13 protein-coding genes are annotated in these 18,482 nt (G+C 46.0%); 9 read left to right on the forward strand and 4 right to left on the reverse strand.

Annotated features, from left to right (window positions below; translation table 11 throughout):
• The first annotated feature begins 187 nt into the window (after positions 1 to 187).
• From holA to ACKFKH_RS21165, 4 genes are all read left to right on the forward strand, one after another.
• Positions 188 to 1,135: a DNA polymerase III subunit delta gene (gene holA / locus ACKFKH_RS21150; protein WP_446860329.1), complete on the forward strand. Its 948-nt coding sequence runs from the start codon at positions 188 to 190 to the stop codon at positions 1,133 to 1,135.
• A gap of 162 nt (positions 1,136 to 1,297) precedes the next feature.
• On the forward strand, positions 1,298 to 1,531 hold the full coding sequence (locus ACKFKH_RS21155; RefSeq protein ID WP_446860330.1) for an addiction module protein: 234 nt from the start codon (positions 1,298 to 1,300) through the stop codon (positions 1,529 to 1,531).
• Positions 1,531 to 1,845: a type II toxin-antitoxin system RelE/ParE family toxin gene (locus ACKFKH_RS21160; RefSeq protein ID WP_446860331.1), complete on the forward strand. Its 315-nt coding sequence runs from the start codon at positions 1,531 to 1,533 to the stop codon at positions 1,843 to 1,845. The genes ACKFKH_RS21155 and ACKFKH_RS21160 overlap by 1 nt, the downstream gene beginning before the upstream one ends.
• Positions 1,846 to 2,085: 240 nt before the next feature.
• Complete coding sequence (locus ACKFKH_RS21165; protein WP_446860332.1) at positions 2,086 to 2,382, forward strand: hypothetical protein; 297 nt, start codon at positions 2,086 to 2,088, stop codon at positions 2,380 to 2,382.
• A 355-nt stretch (positions 2,383 to 2,737) separates the two neighbouring features.
• Here ACKFKH_RS21165 and ACKFKH_RS21170 read toward each other — a convergent pair whose 3' ends face one another.
• From ACKFKH_RS21170 to ACKFKH_RS21180, 3 genes are all read right to left on the reverse strand, one after another.
• Positions 2,738 to 5,524, reverse strand: coding sequence for a hypothetical protein (locus ACKFKH_RS21170; protein ID WP_446860333.1), 2,787 nt, complete (start codon positions 5,522 to 5,524; stop codon positions 2,738 to 2,740).
• 2 nt (positions 5,525 to 5,526) lie between these two features.
• Positions 5,527 to 7,944 (reverse strand): AAA family ATPase, encoded by a 2,418-nt coding sequence (locus ACKFKH_RS21175; RefSeq protein WP_446860334.1) that lies wholly within the window; start codon positions 7,942 to 7,944, stop codon positions 5,527 to 5,529.
• A 355-nt stretch (positions 7,945 to 8,299) separates the two neighbouring features.
• Positions 8,300 to 8,554, reverse strand: a complete 255-nt coding sequence (locus ACKFKH_RS21180) for a hypothetical protein (RefSeq protein ID WP_446860335.1) — start codon at positions 8,552 to 8,554, stop codon at positions 8,300 to 8,302.
• A 71-nt stretch (positions 8,555 to 8,625) separates the two neighbouring features.
• On the opposite strand from ACKFKH_RS21180, the gene ACKFKH_RS21185 reads away from it, so the two are divergent.
• Positions 8,626 to 11,163, forward strand: coding sequence for a DEAD/DEAH box helicase (locus tag ACKFKH_RS21185; RefSeq protein ID WP_446860336.1), 2,538 nt, complete (start codon positions 8,626 to 8,628; stop codon positions 11,161 to 11,163).
• Here the strand turns inward: ACKFKH_RS21185 and ACKFKH_RS21190 are convergent.
• Positions 11,132 to 12,949 (reverse strand): type IV secretory system conjugative DNA transfer family protein, encoded by a 1,818-nt coding sequence (locus ACKFKH_RS21190; protein WP_446860337.1) that lies wholly within the window; start codon positions 12,947 to 12,949, stop codon positions 11,132 to 11,134. The genes ACKFKH_RS21185 and ACKFKH_RS21190 overlap by 32 nt on opposite strands.
• Before the next feature lie 175 nt (positions 12,950 to 13,124).
• Between ACKFKH_RS21190 and ACKFKH_RS21195 the strand changes: the two genes are divergently transcribed.
• From ACKFKH_RS21195 to ACKFKH_RS21210, 4 genes are all read left to right on the forward strand, one after another.
• Positions 13,125 to 13,757 (forward strand): hypothetical protein, encoded by a 633-nt coding sequence (locus ACKFKH_RS21195; RefSeq protein ID WP_446860338.1) that lies wholly within the window; start codon positions 13,125 to 13,127, stop codon positions 13,755 to 13,757.
• Positions 13,758 to 13,759: 2 nt separating this feature from the next.
• Complete coding sequence (locus ACKFKH_RS21200; protein WP_446860339.1) at positions 13,760 to 14,341, forward strand: methyltransferase; 582 nt, start codon at positions 13,760 to 13,762, stop codon at positions 14,339 to 14,341.
• Between the two features lie 61 nt (positions 14,342 to 14,402).
• Positions 14,403 to 15,398 (forward strand): DUF5895 domain-containing protein, encoded by a 996-nt coding sequence (locus ACKFKH_RS21205; protein ID WP_446860340.1) that lies wholly within the window; start codon positions 14,403 to 14,405, stop codon positions 15,396 to 15,398.
• Between the two features lie 281 nt (positions 15,399 to 15,679).
• The gene (locus tag ACKFKH_RS21210) at positions 15,680 to 18,481 is read left to right on the forward strand and encodes an ATP-binding protein (RefSeq protein ID WP_446860341.1); all 2,802 of its coding nucleotides are present in this window, start codon (positions 15,680 to 15,682) and stop codon (positions 18,479 to 18,481) included.
• Position 18,482: the final 1 nt, after the last annotated feature.

The following is an 18,482-nucleotide window of genomic DNA, read 5'->3' on the forward strand; positions in this document are numbered from 1 at the left end:
CGATTTCCCCTCTAACTTTTCACCTTTGACACAAAACTATTGACATACCCAACAAACCTGTGGAATTAGAGCTTCGTGCGACTGCTACCGCTGTTCTCTGATGAACAACGATTTCTGTCACTGACAGCGACCGCTACTGAATTGCCCGGCAGCTGGATTCTTCTCTACCCTCTCTTCTACAACAGCCATGCCCACATATTTACTGATTGGCGAAGACACGTATTCAATTCAGCAAAAGCTTGCAGTTTTCAAGTCCAAACTTGATTCAACCTGGTTGGCGTTCAATTTCCATACCTATGCACCGGAAGCTTTAGCTGAAGCGATCACAACTGCCCGCACTTCACCTCTAGCTGACATAAAGCGGGTCGTTGTTGTTGAGAACTGCCAGTTCAATCAGTTTGGCGAACAACAACTTGAAATCCTGCAAATGCTTCCCAGCTTGCCCATCAGCACCACACTGATATTGACAGGCAAAAGCATCGATAAGCGCCTGAAAGTGGCAAAACATCTACTCAAACACGGCAAACTGCAAGAATTTGAGATCATTCCACCCTGGCGCACAGATTTGATTGAGGCTGCGATCACTCATCGAGCGAGGCAGCAAATGGCTCAACCTGTGGTTGCATACCTGGCAAGGGCGATCGGGAATAATTTGGCGCGAATGGATTCTGAACTGATAAAGTTGAAAGTGTATGCCAACGGTCAATCTCTAAACCTCGCAGAGGTGAAACGCTTGGTCTCCAGTACGACGAGCACTAGCTTGCAACTGGCGAGTGCGATGAGAGAAGGGGATGTGGCGCTGGCGCTGCAATTACTGCATGAATTGCGATCGAGAGCTGAGGTTCCGCTAGTGGTTCTCTCAACTCTTCTGACTCAGTTTCGCACCTGGTTATGGGTCAAGTGTGCCCTCAACGATCAGACGCGGCGGAAAGACACCGAAATCGCTCAACTATGCGGAGTGGGCAACCCCAAGCGGCTCTACTACCTGCGTCAAGAGGTTGCCAAAACGCCGATAATAGCGTTGACTCAAGCAGTGACATCGCTGTTCGAGTTGGAATGCGACTTGAAACAGGGAGCCAATCCTGACGTGATAATGCCAGCACTGGTGGGGGTTGCAAGGCTATTCAAGACTTGATTTAGGGTGCATAATCTGACCAAAATCACCAGGTTCTGAGCACTGCTGCACCCTAAAAATGTAATTTAGCGGCTATGTCTGTTGCTGGAGAAACTGTTTACATGCCTGTATTCTAAAAAACGCTTAAAATGGGTATAGCCTCTAACGCAGAACTTCATAAGTATGGTTAATACTGCCTACGATGACATTTTTGGTGCTGCTTTGGCGCTCCCACCTGGTTTAAGGGCGATGCTGGCGGAGCATCTTCTGAAAAGCCTGGATGCCCAACAACAGGCAGAAGTCGATATGCTCTGGGCAGAGGAAGCTGAACGGCGAGTTCAGGCGGTGGAGCAAGGAACAGTGACACTGATTCCTGGCGAACAGGTTATACGGGAACTGCGTTCTCGGAATCGCTGATGCGGTACGATTTTCATCCTGATGCTCAGAGAGAACTGCAAGAAGCGGTTGATTACTACGATGGGATCAATCAGGAATTAGGCGATGCTTTTCTCGATGAGGTAGAGCGATCCGGAACGGATCAGCTTCGCTGCACGCTGGAACGCATTGTCAAGTTTCCAGAGGCTTGGGCACAACTATCCATAAACACGAGACGCTGCCGAACCGTTGGCTTTCCCTACGGCATCGTTTACCAGATTCGGGGCGATCGCATCTTGATTGTTGCCTTTATGCATCTCCAGCGCAAGCCAAATTACTGGACAGATAGAGTTTGACTTTTTCCAATCGCAACAGAAATTGCTCATGCTTATCTGGCTGATAACTCTGCTACGACTGACGTTCTAACTGTCGGTTCGCTCATTTTTTGAACCCAAAAGTAATTTATTTGTACTGCATTTTCGTCTGCTATTGAGAAAACTCGCAATTAGCTCAACAAAAAAGAGGGATGCATAAATTGCTTCAAAAATTAGCTAAACTCTTAAAAATTTACAAGGCTTGAATGCTGCATTCTGTCGTTGAGAAAATATTTTCCTCTAGGAAAAGTCAGCGAACCGACAGTTCTAAGTCGGGTGTCTGATCTGATGGAAGGCTTCGAGCGCCAGTATGGGTTAGAGACGCTGGCGATCACCCACTGGGTTACTCAGGAAGATCCGCAAACAGCAGCAAGCTTTGAGAAGGCGATCGTCAAAGTCCAGGACTGGAGTCCACGACATCGAGAACTTATGAAGCCTCAGCACGTTCGTAAGGCATGGCACCGTCTCCACGAGCAACGTTGGTTACTCACCGCTGAGCCTGCATCGAGTGGTTTTTGATACAGGTTTACACAGTTGAGCTTCTGTTCGTATAGCTTCAGCTTCTGGAAGAGTTGCGTTGCATAGCAAACCTGACCATTGCAGCTTTGATCTCGGAGTTTCGAGTTCCAAGCTTGACGTACCGTGTTCAGATGTCGGAGTTCCGAGCTTTAAGGCTGACGTTCGGTGTTCGGGGTCAAAGTTCCGAGTTCTGAAGTCAAAGTTCCAAGCTCTGAAGTCGGAGTTTTGAAATTGAAAGGCGAAGTTTGGGGTTCAAAGATCGGAATTTCGGGAGCAGAGGATCGAAGGTGAGGGTTAGAGGGCGATCGCTCCTGATGTGCTAGAAGCATTGAGCTTACTATTTTGCACACCAAGCTTATCCTCGACCTTCCAGCTTCTTCTGAAGAACGCTTGCTAAGGGCACACCTGCACTCACCAGACGATAAACAAGGCCAGAATACCGTTGCAAGCTTTCAGTATCTCTCCGAATCTGTTTCTCAAAGTTATTCCAAATTCGATTCAATAATTCTGCCGTTCTACTGCCATTTCTGCGTTCTTCGCTCCAAAGATCGTGAGTAGCATTGCTTGCACATTGAATAAGCCACCTGAGAGTTGGTTCTGGTGAAAACTGCCAACCAATTCCGTTGAGCATAATAATAAGATGAGTATAAGCATAGGGATTATGACCAACTGCACCAACCCATTTATCAAAAACATCAACAAAAAGGTGGGCGTGCTGCCAATCATCTTTAATACGAGAACTACCATACTGGGTAAAGATGATTAGCTGTAAAATTTCCCCAGTTTCATTATCAAGATAGTCATGGCTAACTTTTTTAGAAATTTCCGGGCTATTCAGCACCCAAGTGCAAACTTCTTTCCAAATTTCCAAAGCTTGCTCAGATGGTTCTTCAACATAAGCAATTTGATGACTGATATATCCGTTTAATAGATTAGCCACCAAGTCTGGAGCCTCAGTCCAATTGTCTTGTAGTGGTGCCAAAATGTGGCTACGAATTTCTTTAGTGCTTAAAGATTTAGCTAATTTAGCCAGCCAATTAAAGACAAAGGTATTCCACTCGAATGGTTTATGAGAGCGTTGATATTGTTTACCTTCTACTGGTAAATTGTCTGTAATTGTTCGAGCTATTAAATCATCACCAAGTTGAACTAGCTTGTCTTTGATTGTTGAATCTTGCATTAATTCATCTAAAGGAAGGGCATAGAGCGCACAAGTTGCATACTCATACAGAAAAGCTGTCTCTGCTTCTACTGGAATCCTAGGAAGATCTGGAATTAAATCTTGCGGTAGGTTATCTAGATGCATTCTGAAAATTTGTTGCTTCCAGGGTTCTAAACTTTCGTACTCAATACCAAACTCTCCAATAGTTTTCCAAACGTATAGATCTTGAGGAACTATAGATAAATTAAGACAAAGACTTAAACTATTCCAGCATAGAGTTGAATCGATTTTCCAAGCATTTTGTAAACCATAAAATATCGCTTTGACTACTTCCTGAAGAGGATGAGGTCGCTTCATCGAATCATTGATAAGCAGCAGAATTTGTTGCCGCACTTCAAAATCGGCTACTCCATGGGCAACGAGTAAAGCCAAGCCACGACCAGCATACACTCTTACACTAGATGGTGAAATAGCATACATGTCAGTTTCAACCATACGAGATGCTGCAAGCAAAACCATACGGCTCCATTCTAAATGGTTGTTTGCTTTTGCCCACTTAAAATCTACAGCGAGAATTGCTGTTGCAACACCAACAATTGCTTGAGGACGAGTAAAGCTACAAATATCCTCTCCATCTGTTTCAATGAAATCTTCAGATGTTTGAAGTTCCTTAGCTGCAACTACAGCTTGCTCTAAGGTCATTCTTTCTTGGGGGCTAGCATCTTTAATAGTCTGTTCTGCCCACAGGTAAACTTCTAACCAACTTTCCCAGTCGGAGTTAGAAGCAAGAAGATCCTCGTTTCGTTGCTTAATTTCTTGAGGGCGTTCAACCCAAATCTGCCAATGTTGACCAACTCTCTGCTGTCGATAATTCTCTCTTTTACCAAAAACCTGATAATTCTCCATCTTATCCAGAAGCGGAGCTAAAGCATTTGGGTCTTCTGCTTCTTCTTGATACCAAAAGGGAAGGTTTTCTGCAAATTGTGCAACTGCGTTCTCAAATGGAATCCTTAAGGATTCATCATCTGATAAAACGTAATACATTGCTAAATGCCTAATTTCACGTGAACGTTGTGGTCTTTCATTCCGTCTTTCAATAACATCATAATATAGCTTCTTACTACTATCCCATTCCCATTCTTTCAAAGTTCTCCATGAATTGCTACCATCATGCACCAGACGAGCAAGATCCATTTCCCAAATATAGGGGGAACTAACAATTGGTAGAACTGCTTTCAAACACTTTTCGGGATAAGCAAGCGCCATGCTGACGCAGATACCCAACACTGCGACAGAACTGCTCTCTGCTAAGACTTTACGGAAGAGGGTTTCCACATCTTCACCTGATTCAATTTGCCGCTCCATCCACTCTTCTAATGCCATTAGAGCAGACATAACTGCGTACGGACCGACTGTTGTACCTCTAAACCAACAGTAAACCTGAGTATTACCCCAAAATTTCTGAGAGCCATACGGAAAGTTGATTTTGACTGGTAAAGGAGTTAACCCAGGACGGTCAAACTCTTTTTGCCCCTGATACTCACACCACTTATCAGTTGCGACATTAGTAAGAGAGCGAATTAATCGTAAACCTTCATCTTCGTCAATTAGTAAAAGATAGAAAAAAGGTCCCTGAATAGGAGCAGGTGGCAAGAAGGAAAAAGTATCATTTATACTGTATTCTCGCCGCCATACATCATCTGATGATGGGATAGTTCTTCTTCTAGGATAATTAGGTAAATCTTCTAAGCGAATAGGCTTTTTAATCAGTAGATCAAGTACAAAATCAACGTACTCCTTTGGAACTGAATCAACAAGAGGCTTAAAATCCTGAATTTGAGAAATTAAGTTTTTCTTTATATCATCATTTCTAGATCGAGCAAGCTTCTTCAGATAAACCTTGACTTGCTCTGGTAAAACATCTGCTGAATGAACAATGATTTTATGTAATTGTTTCTCATATGGATCAAATCTAGGCATTATCAATTTTCTCCTGCTTCAGATTCGTGAAGCCATATCATAGCTATTTCACCTATTTCCTTTCGATAGATTGAACCCACTTGGGATTTGACTTGCCAAATTTCCATTAACTTGATAACCTCCGAACGAGTATTAATAGGTAAGTGATGAATATGTTTTAATAACCAACCCATGAATGGTTGCCAAACAGACCATCTTGGAATTGGATTACTCATTAGAATCGGCATTAATCGATCACTAACCTTTATTTCTTCTTCCATAAATAGGTTTAGCAGAGAGAAATCTGGCATAACTTCTAATGTTCGTACTGCAATAAGTAGCTCAATAAGTCGTCGTGCATTATCAGCCATGAGCAATGGTTTAGCTTTATTGAGTAATTCATCGGAGCGTGGGGACACTAAAGGAGCAGTTAATAAAGCTTGCCGCCATCTAACTGAGAGTTCCGAAGCTCCTTCGATCTTTTCTAGTAGTTCAATCCAAGGATCTGCTGTTTCAGAGTTTTCTAGTAAAGCTATTCCTAGCAGTTGAACTGCTCTATATAAACCAAATGGTTCACCTATTTCTCGTAAGTAGACAGGTAGTTCTTCTCGGTGCTGGTCTAGTACACGGTACATTACCCAGTCCTCTAGCAGATCATGACTAAAGCGGTACAATTCCCGTTCAGGATCTTGTGAGAGAATTCGATCTGACTTGAGAGAGACAATCGATTCAGGAGAAGCATCGTCCTCAGTAGGAAAAAGCTTTCCAGGAGATCGAACAACTCGCCTTCCTACTTTTAAGAGAGAACTCTTCCTGTCACGACCAGTAACAGAGCCTTCATCTCCTACCATTCTTTCCCACCAAACCTTACTGATTTCTATTTCTGTAGCAAGGGGTGGTAGTTCTCCTGAGTTTGGCAGCATTCGCACATCTTCTAACAAGCTCAGCATTAATGGGGTCTTCAGTACAGGAGATAGTTGCTCAAGATACAACAGTGGTCTAAGGCGAGGACTATGTTCAGCAACTCGTTGAAGTTCATCTAGAGTCAATTCAGACACTCGCAGCGTTATTGGCTTTCCTAATAATTGCCAATTTAGCCACCGATAAACATCTTGGATGTTTTCCTCCCGTGCTGAATATACAACTACCCAGCGTGGAGAATCATTTTCATCACCGGAAAGCTCCGCTAAAGTGCGAAACAAGTCATTGATAACAGTACGCTTTCCCTGTTCATTGATGCGATCGATCCCATCGATAAAAATCGTGGTTTGAGCACCATTGCTTAGTGCCAGCAACAATTTATCTAGTGGTTGAGTGAGTTGTAGATAGCTGGCATAACCATTCCAACCTGTGCCAGTGATGCGATCTCCTGAGAAAACTATGACAGATCTTTCGCTTTTCTGATGCTCAACAAGAACTTTCAATATTGCTGACTTACCAACTCCAGGAGCACCTCCTATCTCTAAAAGCGAAGTACTCGATAGTTTTTCCAATGCTTCAGCAACTATATTATTGCGACTAAGCGTTAAACCTCCAATATCTGCACGAATGTCACCTAATATGAATCTTGCCTCTTGCTGTAACTTTTCAAGATCAGCATGGATTTGGCGATTTTCAAGTAATAAAGCTTTAACATCTTCCAGAGTGGTAGCATTATTCAACAGAATTGAAGTAAGTTCGGAAAATTGTTGTTCTTGATTATATCCAAGTTGTTGAACTGCAATTTCTAAAGAATCTAGCTTATTTAGTAAATGTGGTAGTGAGCTTGTAATGTCTTTCAATGCTAATTGCATACTCTCCAGCGTCAAGGCTTGCCCTTCAAGAATTTGATTAACCTTAGCTAGAAGTTGAGTCTGGAAAATGTCACGAACCGCAGAGTTATTTTTAATCTCGTAAGTAAAAAATAGGCAGAGTCGCTCGAATAAGCTTTCCTCAGCTATCCTTCGATAGAGTTCTGGAGTTCCTGGCTCCTGTGCTGCTGAATCTATTAGCTGTTGCTTCGCTTTCTCAACTAAAGTTTCATTTAATATTCCATCTGGAGTTACCAACAACTCAATTTGCTGTACTGACTCTAGAGGAACTGTTATTAGATTATCATTTCCTATTTGAGTAATCTGCTTCTCTACTTTCTTGAGATACTGGTCTAGCCAAGTTACGTCCTGTCTATTTTCTTGACTACATACATAAATCCCTCGGTACTTCTGGAATCCCCCCGTTAACTGTTCCAGGCTATCACTTGCTATCGTTTGCAATGCTCTTAAGAACGATCGACGTACTGCCTTCTCTAATTCATCGTTGACATACTGATCTCCCTGCCCAATACGAGATGCTAAAGCTTTTGTACCGGTTCCCCATGCACCCACGAAACCTGCATCAGCTCGATTACCAATGATTCCGCCGAGAATACTGGTTAGAATAAATGCCCAGGTGATTGGTTCCATTGCAAAGGTAGATCCTCAAGTGCAGAGGACAAAGTTCAAGGAGAGATGAGTCTCTTCAAGGATAAATACTTTTAGCTCAAAACGTCGAATATCGCCCAAAACCATAATACTTTCTACAGGAAATTATTTGCGATCTCCCTCTGAACCTCACCTTTCAACCCCAGAATTCGGAATTCCAACCTTTTTACTTGAAACTTCGACCTCAAAACTTGGAATTCCAACCTTTGACCTCGGGACATCAGCCTTTTTGCTCCAGAATTAAAGCTCAGAACCCGGAACGTCGAGCTTTTTGCTCCATCTTTCGAGTTCTGAGCTTCAACCGTCAGTCTCAGAGGTCAAATGGTCAGGCTTTTTACTATGCCGTTGTCCCTTCAACTTTCACCGTTCCCTCCTGAGCCTTCGCCTTTCGGGGTTTGCGGGCAAACCGTTGCCTCATTTCACCCACGACTGCATTCAAGCCTCCACCCTGTCCACGCGCCCTAGCATAGTTATACATCTGCAACGCCGTCGCATACGCCTCACTCCCCACCGCCAAACAGGTATCATCCACCAATTCCTGTAACTGAGTCAGCGCCACGACGATCGAATACATCGCCCCAAACAATTGCACATTCTTCCGTAATTTCTCCTTTCCTTTTTCCCCCTTCTGGGGATTTTTTATAAGTTTTTGAGGAAGGGGTTATGCCATCACCGAATTATGCTGCATTATTACAGGAACTATGGGCTCCTGCGGCAACTGCCACTGAGCCAGAACAATCAGAACCTGAGATTTTGGACGATGGAGACATTTTTCAGTTTCTAGGTGATCAATTGCTGTGGCAAGAAACGATCGCGGCTCAATCCGCAGAGGTGCATCCATTACCCAAGTCGCTGCCAACCGTATTGAGGCAAGCACTCCAGGCACAGGGAATTGAAACACTTTACTCCCATCAGCGCATGGCACTAAAAGCGATTCGGGCAGGTAAAGATGTGGTTCTCACTCCTCCGACTGCATCAGGTAAAACCTGGGCTGCCTACGTGGGGATTTTGGAAGGATGCATGGCAAGGGGCGATCGCTGCCTGTCGTTTTACGGACTAAAAGCCTTGGCAAGTGATCAGAATACGAAGCTGAATGCTTTGCTGGAGCAGATGCCTGACAATCAGCGTCCCGTATTTGCCAAGATGACTGGAGACACCAGCAAGGCTGAGCGGGAAGTTTTGCTCAATGCTTATCCGCACATTATCGCGCTCACGCCAGAATTGCTGCATTACCAGCTTCGCACTGTCTGGCGATCGCAGGGATGGCAGCACTTTCTTTCTCGGCTTCGCTACATTCTGGTAGACGAGATGCACAGTTTTAACGGAGTGTATGGGGCAAATATGGCGTTGCTCTTGCGACGACTGAAACTGGCAGTCGATCGCCACGGCGGGAATTCTAACGATCTGCAATTCATCTTTCTCTCTGCCACCTGTGGTAATCCGACTCAACTTGCCCGCAGGCTATCAGGGCATAGGCAACAAACTGATCCCAAACGGCTAACTTGGATCAAAACTAGCGGTGCTTCTACACCAGAGAAGCAATTGATAGTCACTCAACCGACTTACAACGCGAATGCTGAAACGGCAAAGCTGATGGTTTTTCTGATGCGTCAGGGATTACGAGGCATCACCTTTTGTAATGCTAGAGAAGTGACGAAAACATTGGCAGAGTTAGTCAAACAGGAATGCCAATTACAACACTGTGACCAATTTGCTAGAAAAGTTGCGGTTTTTTATGGCTCTCTCAGCGATGAGCGTCGGGCGGAAATTATTCAGCAGCTTGAGACGAGTCAAATTACCTGGATTATTTGCACTGAAGCACTGGAAGCTGGAATTGATTTACCTGTGCTGGACTGTGCGATCGTGCGTGGTTTTCCTGGTAGCCTGATGAGTTTCTGGCAGCGAATTGGTCGGGCAGGACGGAGGAATAGAGGATTGGCAATCTACATCCCGATCGCTCAAAGTCTGGTGGATGTTCATTTTACAGAGCGCGATCGTCTATTCGCAGCATCCGAATCCATCAGTTTTAACCCTAACTACCCAATCTTACTTGCCAAACACTTGCTCTGTGCCGCCGTTGAAACAGGAATTCAAACGAATCAACTGAAGCCTTATTTCGGCACTGAAGCGGTGAAGGTTGCCAAATTGCTGACGGCTCAAGGACACCTGCTCAAAGGCAGAAACGGACTTTATGCTAAAGGTTTTCCTCATAGTGATGTCAACTTTCGGGGAGGAGTGGGTCAAGGTAGCTTCAAGCTGATCGATATCATTTCTGGTAGACAACTGGAAGAGATGAACGATGAGATTGCATACCGTGAAGTGTTTCCGGGTGCAATTTACCGCAGGCAGGACGAAATTGGGCAGATGCTGACCTATCGATCTGAATCCCTAGACTTGACCCAACGATTGGCGACCCTCACGCCCATCGATGACGGAGCTATATTCACTAGCGCCCTGACTCATCACGAAGCAAAAACACAAAGTTTACTGACCCAGCCAATACAGATCTCACTAAATTTCTCAGTTGGGCAAGAGAGCCAGTCTGCTTTAGAGACATCACCTGCCCACCTCACTTTGGAGTTAGGGTTTGGCACATTGAGCCAGATGACGACTGGCTACCAACTGATGACCCGGCAGTATGAGCGCACCTGCTTGAACAAAAGGTGCATTCACTATCGAGAATCACTACCCAATACGGTTCACTGTCCAGCGTGCAGCAAGCGAACCCGAGAAGCGGAAATTGTAAAAGTTGTCACAGAGACCGCTTTTCGCAAGCCCTACGAAGTCAGCTACAGTACTCCGATCCTCAAATTGTCGCTCAATGCCGACGCACAGAATTATCTACCGAAGTTTGCCAGCGAAGCAAAAGCCGCGTTTGAAGGACAGCCGATTCCTCCTCAATATCAAATGTTGTGGGATTATCCTGCTGTCTTCGTAGCACTGCACAGCTTAGGACATCAGCTAATGTCGGCGTTGCCACTCGTGGTTCTGGCATCTCGTCATGATCTAAATTTTGTCGTGGAGCCGGACGGCAGCGGTTTCTGTGGTTTGTTTTACGACACAACAGATGGCGGCAATGGCTCGACAGAAGGGATTCTCAAAAATTTGCCAAAGTTTTTAGGGTGCAAAGTATGCTCAAAAGCTAACTTTGTAAGAGCTGTATTGCACCCTAACTTAACCCTGGTCGGTACTGGCGTATAGGCAGGTTGTCTAATACATCTGGCGATCGCTCTACTCCTCCGCTGGCTGATGGGGAGTTGTTCTCTGGTAATGGCAAGAGGCGATCGGCAGCTTCAATACGTTCGTACAGTGCCTGGGTCAGTGCTTGGTGATCTGCCAGCCGAACTCGACGCTGAAGAGCAGGCTGTACCTGGCTATCCCACAGGCTCTCAGTTTTGGTGCGGTGATTAAATTCAGCCTGCGCGATCGGAATCTTCAGCAGATAGGGAATGGAACCCTCACCACGCGATCGATAAGCAGGATTCGTAATCACGCATTTCCCTTGCTCAAAGCGCAAAATTTCATCAGGGGTAAGGATTGGGATTTTCTGGAGAGACTCGTTCCAACTCGTAGACCGACTGCTATGAAGTCCTGTGCTGTGGCTCGTAGAGCGGGTTCGCACGACAACCTCTTTTTCGCCGTAGCGTTTAGAGTATTCCTCTGCGGTTTTGACATCACCAGGATTGAAGAGAATATGGCTGCTGCACGCGAAGGCGATCGCGGCTCCCAATTTCTCTCCATACTGCTCGTAAAGTTGATTGAGCGACTGTATGCCCAACAAGAAACAAGCACCGTTGGAGCGGTACTCGTTAATCCACTGCGGCAACCGTTCCAGTTTCAGCGATGGTAATTCATCCAGGGAAATGATTAGGGGATCTTTACGAGGTTTGGACAGATTTGACACGATCGTCAAATGCAATGCAGCTGCTAGCAGTGGGCCTACCACACTTCGGCGGGCATCATCCAGCTTAAACACAATCATTTGCCTGCCTTGAATTTGAGCAGGGAGGTCAGATTGCCCAATGAACGTTCGTAACAGGTCTGCCTGGATGAAGTTGCTGAAGGTTGCCGCTGCTGTCGTTAGAATTCCAGAGATCGTTTTCTCCGCATCTTTGGCACTGAGAAACTGGTTAAAAGACGTAGCAACCCACTCATCCATTTGATGGGATTGCACCGCATAGTCAATCCGTTGAGCTAAATTCGGCAGACGCAGTAGTGCATAAACCATTGCCATGTCAGGATACTGGGTGCCTTTGGCTAGTTGCAGCAGGGCTTTTGCCAGTAAATCACCCGCCGTCGCAAAGAACTCATCACTCTTGCCCCCCCTGGAAGCGTTGCGATTGATTACCTGTCCGATCTCGCCTGCCATCACAGAATCATAAGGATCTCGGATGAAGTCGAGTGGATTGAGGACTCCGCTGTAGGGTTCACCGGGCGCGAACACCCACACTTGATAGCCGTAGCGGGCGGCAAGTGGAGCATGGAGCCGCATCTGATCACCCTTCTTGTCATAGAGAATGACTGGAAATCCTTGAGCGAAAGCACTCTCAAGGGCTGAATCAATCACACTGGCAGTCTTGCCGCTTCCTGGCGTTCCGATTACCAGTAGGCTGCGCTGAGCATCGGGTAAAAAGATGGTTGGAGGGTTTCCCAGCAGAGTTTGAAGATGAGTTCCCACGGCTCGAAATGAACCCTTGATCCAGTAGCGCGGTTTGCCACACCAAAGAGTGACCCGATTGTGCTTGCGTTCTCGTATTTGCTTTAAAGCAGTTCTAACGGCAGCTAATTTTTCAGCCATCCGTGCCACTCTCCCCGTCGTAATTTTGCCTTTGCTTTTTCCCGCAATCATCATCACCAACATCAGCATTAGGAAAACTCCCATGAATGCCCAGCCTTGAGGATTGTTGTATTCTTGGAAGGTTTTGATAAAGGGAGCCAAGTAATTGTTGGGGGAGATTGCTGAAAATTGGGGGGTGTGTTTAGGCATGGTGGTGAATTGCGTGTAAAGCTTCTCGAAAAATTGCCAACCCATTGTCAGAGACATCAACTTCCATTCAGCACTGATAAATGGTCAGGTTTTTTTAGCCAGATGGCAGATATTAACTGAGGTTTATCTGTTCGCGCCCTCCGGCGCAGAAGTGAGCTGTTAACCTCTCTTCGCTATGCTGATCACCCTCTCTGACCTGCGAAAACTACAACCTTCAGGTCTTGATGATTTATTTCCATCACCTTTTTCAGCCCTACAAGACCATTTACAACTGGTGATACAACAATTACACCTCAACTTACCTGCGGAACCGTTGCTGCAATCTGATCCGGCTCTGCATCACTTAGTTTGTGAAGTGCAGGCAGCTCTGCCAAATGCGTTATGTCCGGGCAAGAGATTACAACTAAATTACCCGATCGCGGCTCTGTTAGATGGCCAGATCTATGTAAGGGTAGAGGTAAATGTGGGATTCCGTCAGGGACAACCCAAGCTATTCGAATGGGCAATTCGACAGCCGCATTTAACTTGGAGCGATCGTGTCAAACTCTGGGTAACTACCAAACATTTTGAGATGCACCCCAACGACGTAACGCTGATTGTTGTTGCGTTACACCCCAACCAATCGGCTCAGAAAATAGTCCTTCACTGGAATGCTGAATTACATGAGCAAACGGAGCGGTGGCTATTTTCTTTGCTATCTGAAAGTTGTCAGCCCATTGTTCCAATACCTTCTGCCTCAGTAACTTGCTCGAATGAAATAAATGTCGTGTTGAAGAATTTAGAAGCCGTTGAGGAAGTGCCGATATAGCTATGTTCTCTCCTGTGTTGCGATCTCTCTACGACTCAATCCTCAAAAGTCCTCCATATGGTTGGTTTCCGTCTACACCTGAACTAGCCAAAATGATGCTAGAACAAGTCACGATTCAATCTGGCATAACTGCTTTGGAACCCAGTGCTGGTTCTGGTATCCTGGCTCAGGCAATGCGACAACGAGGGGCAGTTGTTGATGTCGTTGAACTTGATTTTCGATTCCAAGCTCTTCTGTTCCAGCAAGGTTTCAAAGTTGTGGGCAGTGATTTTCTAAATACCAAAGCCACTCAACTCTATGACCTGATTTTGATGAATCCTCCCTTTTCTGCCAGTTTTGAGCAGCGTGGAGTTGATCTAGCACATATTCGTTATGCTTATAGAGAATTTCTGGCTCCGGGTGGACAGTTGGTGAGTGTCGTTAGCAACTCCATGAACTGTAAAAACTGTCCCAGAGCGCAGCAGTTTCGGAGATTTCTCAAGCGAATTGATGCAACTCTCCTTGATTTGCCGTTGGAAATCTTTTGGGGGAGCGATCGCCCGGTGACAGTCGAGAGCCGATTAGTCGTTGCCCACAAAGGCTGAACAATTAGTAGAGCGTGGTGGCTATCGCCCCCTCTCCCGTGCTGAGTTTGAAATTCCATGCATGGTCAATACAAAAACCAGACCCGCCCAATCTACGACGACAAAAACAACTCGAAGCACCAAACCGAAAGCTTCTGTATTGGAGATTGATCCAGAATTGCTAGACGAACACTATAACCAGGTGCGCCGTCCGCAGTTGCCTTACGGAATTGTCGTTAACGATAAACCAGCAGGCATTTTGATTCCCTCTGACCAGCTTGATAAAGCCGGATGGAAAGCAATGCCGAACGAGGAGGATCTTCACACAGTTGAACTGACGGAAGAGGTAACAGGACTACTCCTCACTGAAGTGCGAATGTTGGTGCTAGCGTTTGTGCCAGAGTACATTCGCTACAAGTCTGACATTGAAGAACTGGGCAATACGGTAGTCGGACTGTACGATGAGTATCGCCACACCTTTGACAAAAAGACGATGGATGCTTGCTCCGAACACGCGCTGGTCTTTCTTGATGAAGATAATCAACCACTACACACAACTCCAGTTGTTGTGCGCTTCAAGAATGTAGCCCTTTGGAGCTTCAAATCAGCCCGTGAAGAGTTCTACCGCAAGCTGGAGAAAACGTTTGCCGAATTCACCGGACAGCGGTATTCCGGCAAAAGTGATAAGTGGCGTAGTCTAGGTGTGTTGGAAGTCACTTTCAAAGCCGTGAAGGAGGGCGAGGGCAACAACAAGTCCTGGTGCTGCAAGACGGAGAACATTACGCCTCCAGCAACAAACAACCTGTCTCAATTATTTCTAGGCACGTCAACAACAAAAGCATTGGTTTGGAGTATTCACGACGATATTGCAGGCTTTACAGAGCAGCAGTCGCTTCCTGCCTTGCCTGGTGAGGCTGACGCTCCGGCATTGCCAGCTACGACTCGTAAGCTCAAGAGTGCTAAACCGATCGCAGAGCCAGATGATGAACTCGATGATGTAGATATCCTTGATATGGAAGCAGAAGCGATCAACGACGATGATTTCGACTTTGACGATGACGATTTAGACGAGGAATAATCGAACTGCCAGCCCTCATGCTTAGTAGAGGACTGGCATTCTTTTTTCAGTCATCTGCTGATTGGCTAGTTTTGAGCTTGTCATCTGACAGGTGGACTGTTTTGTATCTCAACGTCTGTAAATCCAACTAATGATGGATTTTATTCCTGACCAGATGCCATTGCTCACATTGCCTTGCTATATTAGCGTTTTAGATTTTTTAACAAAACTTCTTAAAGATAAAACTGAATATTTTTATTCTTTCAAATGCTCTTGAATGCCCAGTCGCTCTTGAGGTGCCGATGTTTAAGAAGCCAAATTTCAAGAAACTCAGTAAACGGCGGGCAGTGGGTGTCATTAGTGTGAGTGTTGCAGTCGTTGCTGGGGTAGTTACCATCAGCAGTTATCTGCTGGTCAGAAAATTGTTACTCACCAGTGTGCAGCAAGAAATTCTAGCAGATGCCGAAAGACAGGCACAACAAATTGATCAGTGGCTGCTGGAAAAGAAAACAGAAGTTGCCACAATCGCTAACAGCCCCGTAACGCGCTCTTTCAACTGGCAGTCCGTACAGCCTTACCTGAAAACCGAACTAAAGCATATGGGCATGTTGGATCGCTTTTTCATCGCATCAAGAAACGGGCGCAAGATATTTACTACCAATGAAGGTCTTCTGCAAATTTCAATTCGCGATCGTACCTATTTCCAACACGCGATTCGGGGCTATGTGACAGTGAGCGATCCTCTTATAAGCCGCAATACGCAAAAGCCTACCATTGTGATCGCGGCTCCGATACGTGCAGCAGAGGGGACTGTTGTGGGTGTATTAGGTGGTGGAATTCCTACTGAAAAATTCCAGATTGATGCGCCAAAAATTGGTGGCACGGTTCTCTTTGGCTCAACGGGGCGAGTGATCCGCGCAACTCAACCCCCGCCCAAAGGACTACTGCAACGTTGGCAGCCTAACAAAAAAGGCATCGAAACTTGGCAAGGTTACACAGTCGTCTATGTACCGCTGAAGAAAGCCCCCTGGCTATTGGCACAGGTCATTCCACAGTCAACGGTGGAAACTCGCTTAATGCCGCTCAATACTCTGGTAATTGTAATTAGCGGCTTGATCGTTGTCGCGGCTGTTGGCGTGTGGCGGCAACTTCGATACTCTGTCGCCTTACAATACGAACGGCAGCGCCTCCAGTCTTTGATTCGCCATGCTCCTGTTGCAATGGCTATTTTTGATCGTGCTGGACGAATAATTGCTTATAGTGAATACTGGCTGGCAGAAGCCAATCTCCTCGGTAAAAGAATTGTCGGCAGTAAACTATGCGTACCCCACCACTGGAAGGAAGTTCACCAGCAGGCGGTTCGCGGCAAGATTACCCATCGTTCTGAAGAAGCCGTGCTGTTGGATAATGGCTCAAACCATTGGTTGAAATGGACGATTCAACCGTGGTACCAAGATGGGCAAATTGGCGGTAGTTTTTTGTTAGTACAACCGATCGACCAGCTCGTACAGGCACGAGAGGCGGCGCTGGAAACAGCTCGTTTTAAGTCTCAATTTCTAGCGAATATGAGCCATGAGATTCGGACTCCGATGAATGGATTGTTAGGCAGTACAGAACTGCTGCTAGGAGATAGGCTCAATTCACAGCACCGCCGCTTCGTCGAAATCATCCATGCCAATGCCCAGCATCTACTGAAGATCGTTAATGACATCCTGGATCTGTCGAAGTTAGAAGTGGGCAAACTGGTTCTCGAGCGCCACTGGTTTGATCTCAATCAGTGTTTGAATGAGGTCATCCAGGGGATGGAACTACAAGCAGTAAATAGGCAGCTTACCCTGTCGGTTCAGATCGAGGGAAAAGTCTCTAAGCGATTGTATGGAGATGCCCATCGCCTCAAGCAAATACTCTTCAACTTGATTGGCAATGGGATTAAGTTTACTTCAACGCAAGGAAAGGTCAGTTTGGCTGTTAGGGCAGAGGTCTGCGAACTGACGAGTACCCTGCTGAGATTTGAAGTAACCGATACCGGAGTTGGCATTGCTCGCAGCAACTATCCCAGACTATTCCGGGCTTTCTCACAAGTTAATTCTTCCTCGACGCGCCAACACGAAGGGACAGGCTTGGGCCTGGCAATCTCTAAACAACTCGTGGAGCAAATGGGTGGAAAGATCGATTTCAAGAGTCAACCTGGAAAAGGCTCAACATTCTGGTTCACAGCTCGGTTTGATGTAAGGACCTCAGATTTACAGTCAGAACCTGTTGGGGTTGTAGTGCCTGTGGAATCTGTTCTTCAGGCATTAAACGTTCTGTTGGTTGAAGATAATGCTATGAATCAATATGTCTTACAGCACCAGCTACAGCGCTTGGGGCATCGAGCAGAGGTTGCCAACAATGGAAAAGATGCGTTGGGAAAGCTGAAACTGAAGCCTTTTGATCTAGTTTTAATGGATTGCCAAATGCCAGAGTTGGATGGTTACAGCACAACCCGTCTGATTCGATGCAACGCTGCCCACGCAAGTTTGCCCATCATTGCTCTAACGGCTCATGCAATGGTGGAAGAGCGGCAGCGTTGCTTGGATGCAGGTATGAATGATTACCTGAGCAAGCCAGTTTCTCAACAAGAACTTGCCCAAATGCTAAATCAATGGGGCAGACGATCGACTTTGCAGTTGCGGAACAATTCACCGCCTGACCAGCCTAAGCGGAGGTCTCTGCCCCGTGACTTGAGAGTGCTACCCTCTGATCCTGTGCCCGTGGATGTGACGTATTTGCTGGAAACGTTTGATGGCATAAGAGCCGTATTAGAAGTTGTTCAAAAGTTTGTAAGAATCGCTCGACGGGAACTTGCCGTTCTAGAGGTTGCTCTAAAGCAACAAAACTGGCAGGCAGTTGCCTACTGTAGCCATCGGTTTCGAGGAGCTTGTGCTATCGTCAGAAATCAATCTCTCATAGAGTGGACAAAGCAACTGGAAGTATTGGCAAAGCAGCCTCATCCTCTGGCTGTTGAGGGAGAACGGTTGTTAGAGCATTGCCGCCGGGAAGTCTTGCGAATTAATCGTTGGGTGCAATCGACCAGTACACACTCAGACTCAAAAAGAGGGTGAG

It is taken from the genome of Phormidesmis sp. 146-20, assembly GCF_052939475.1.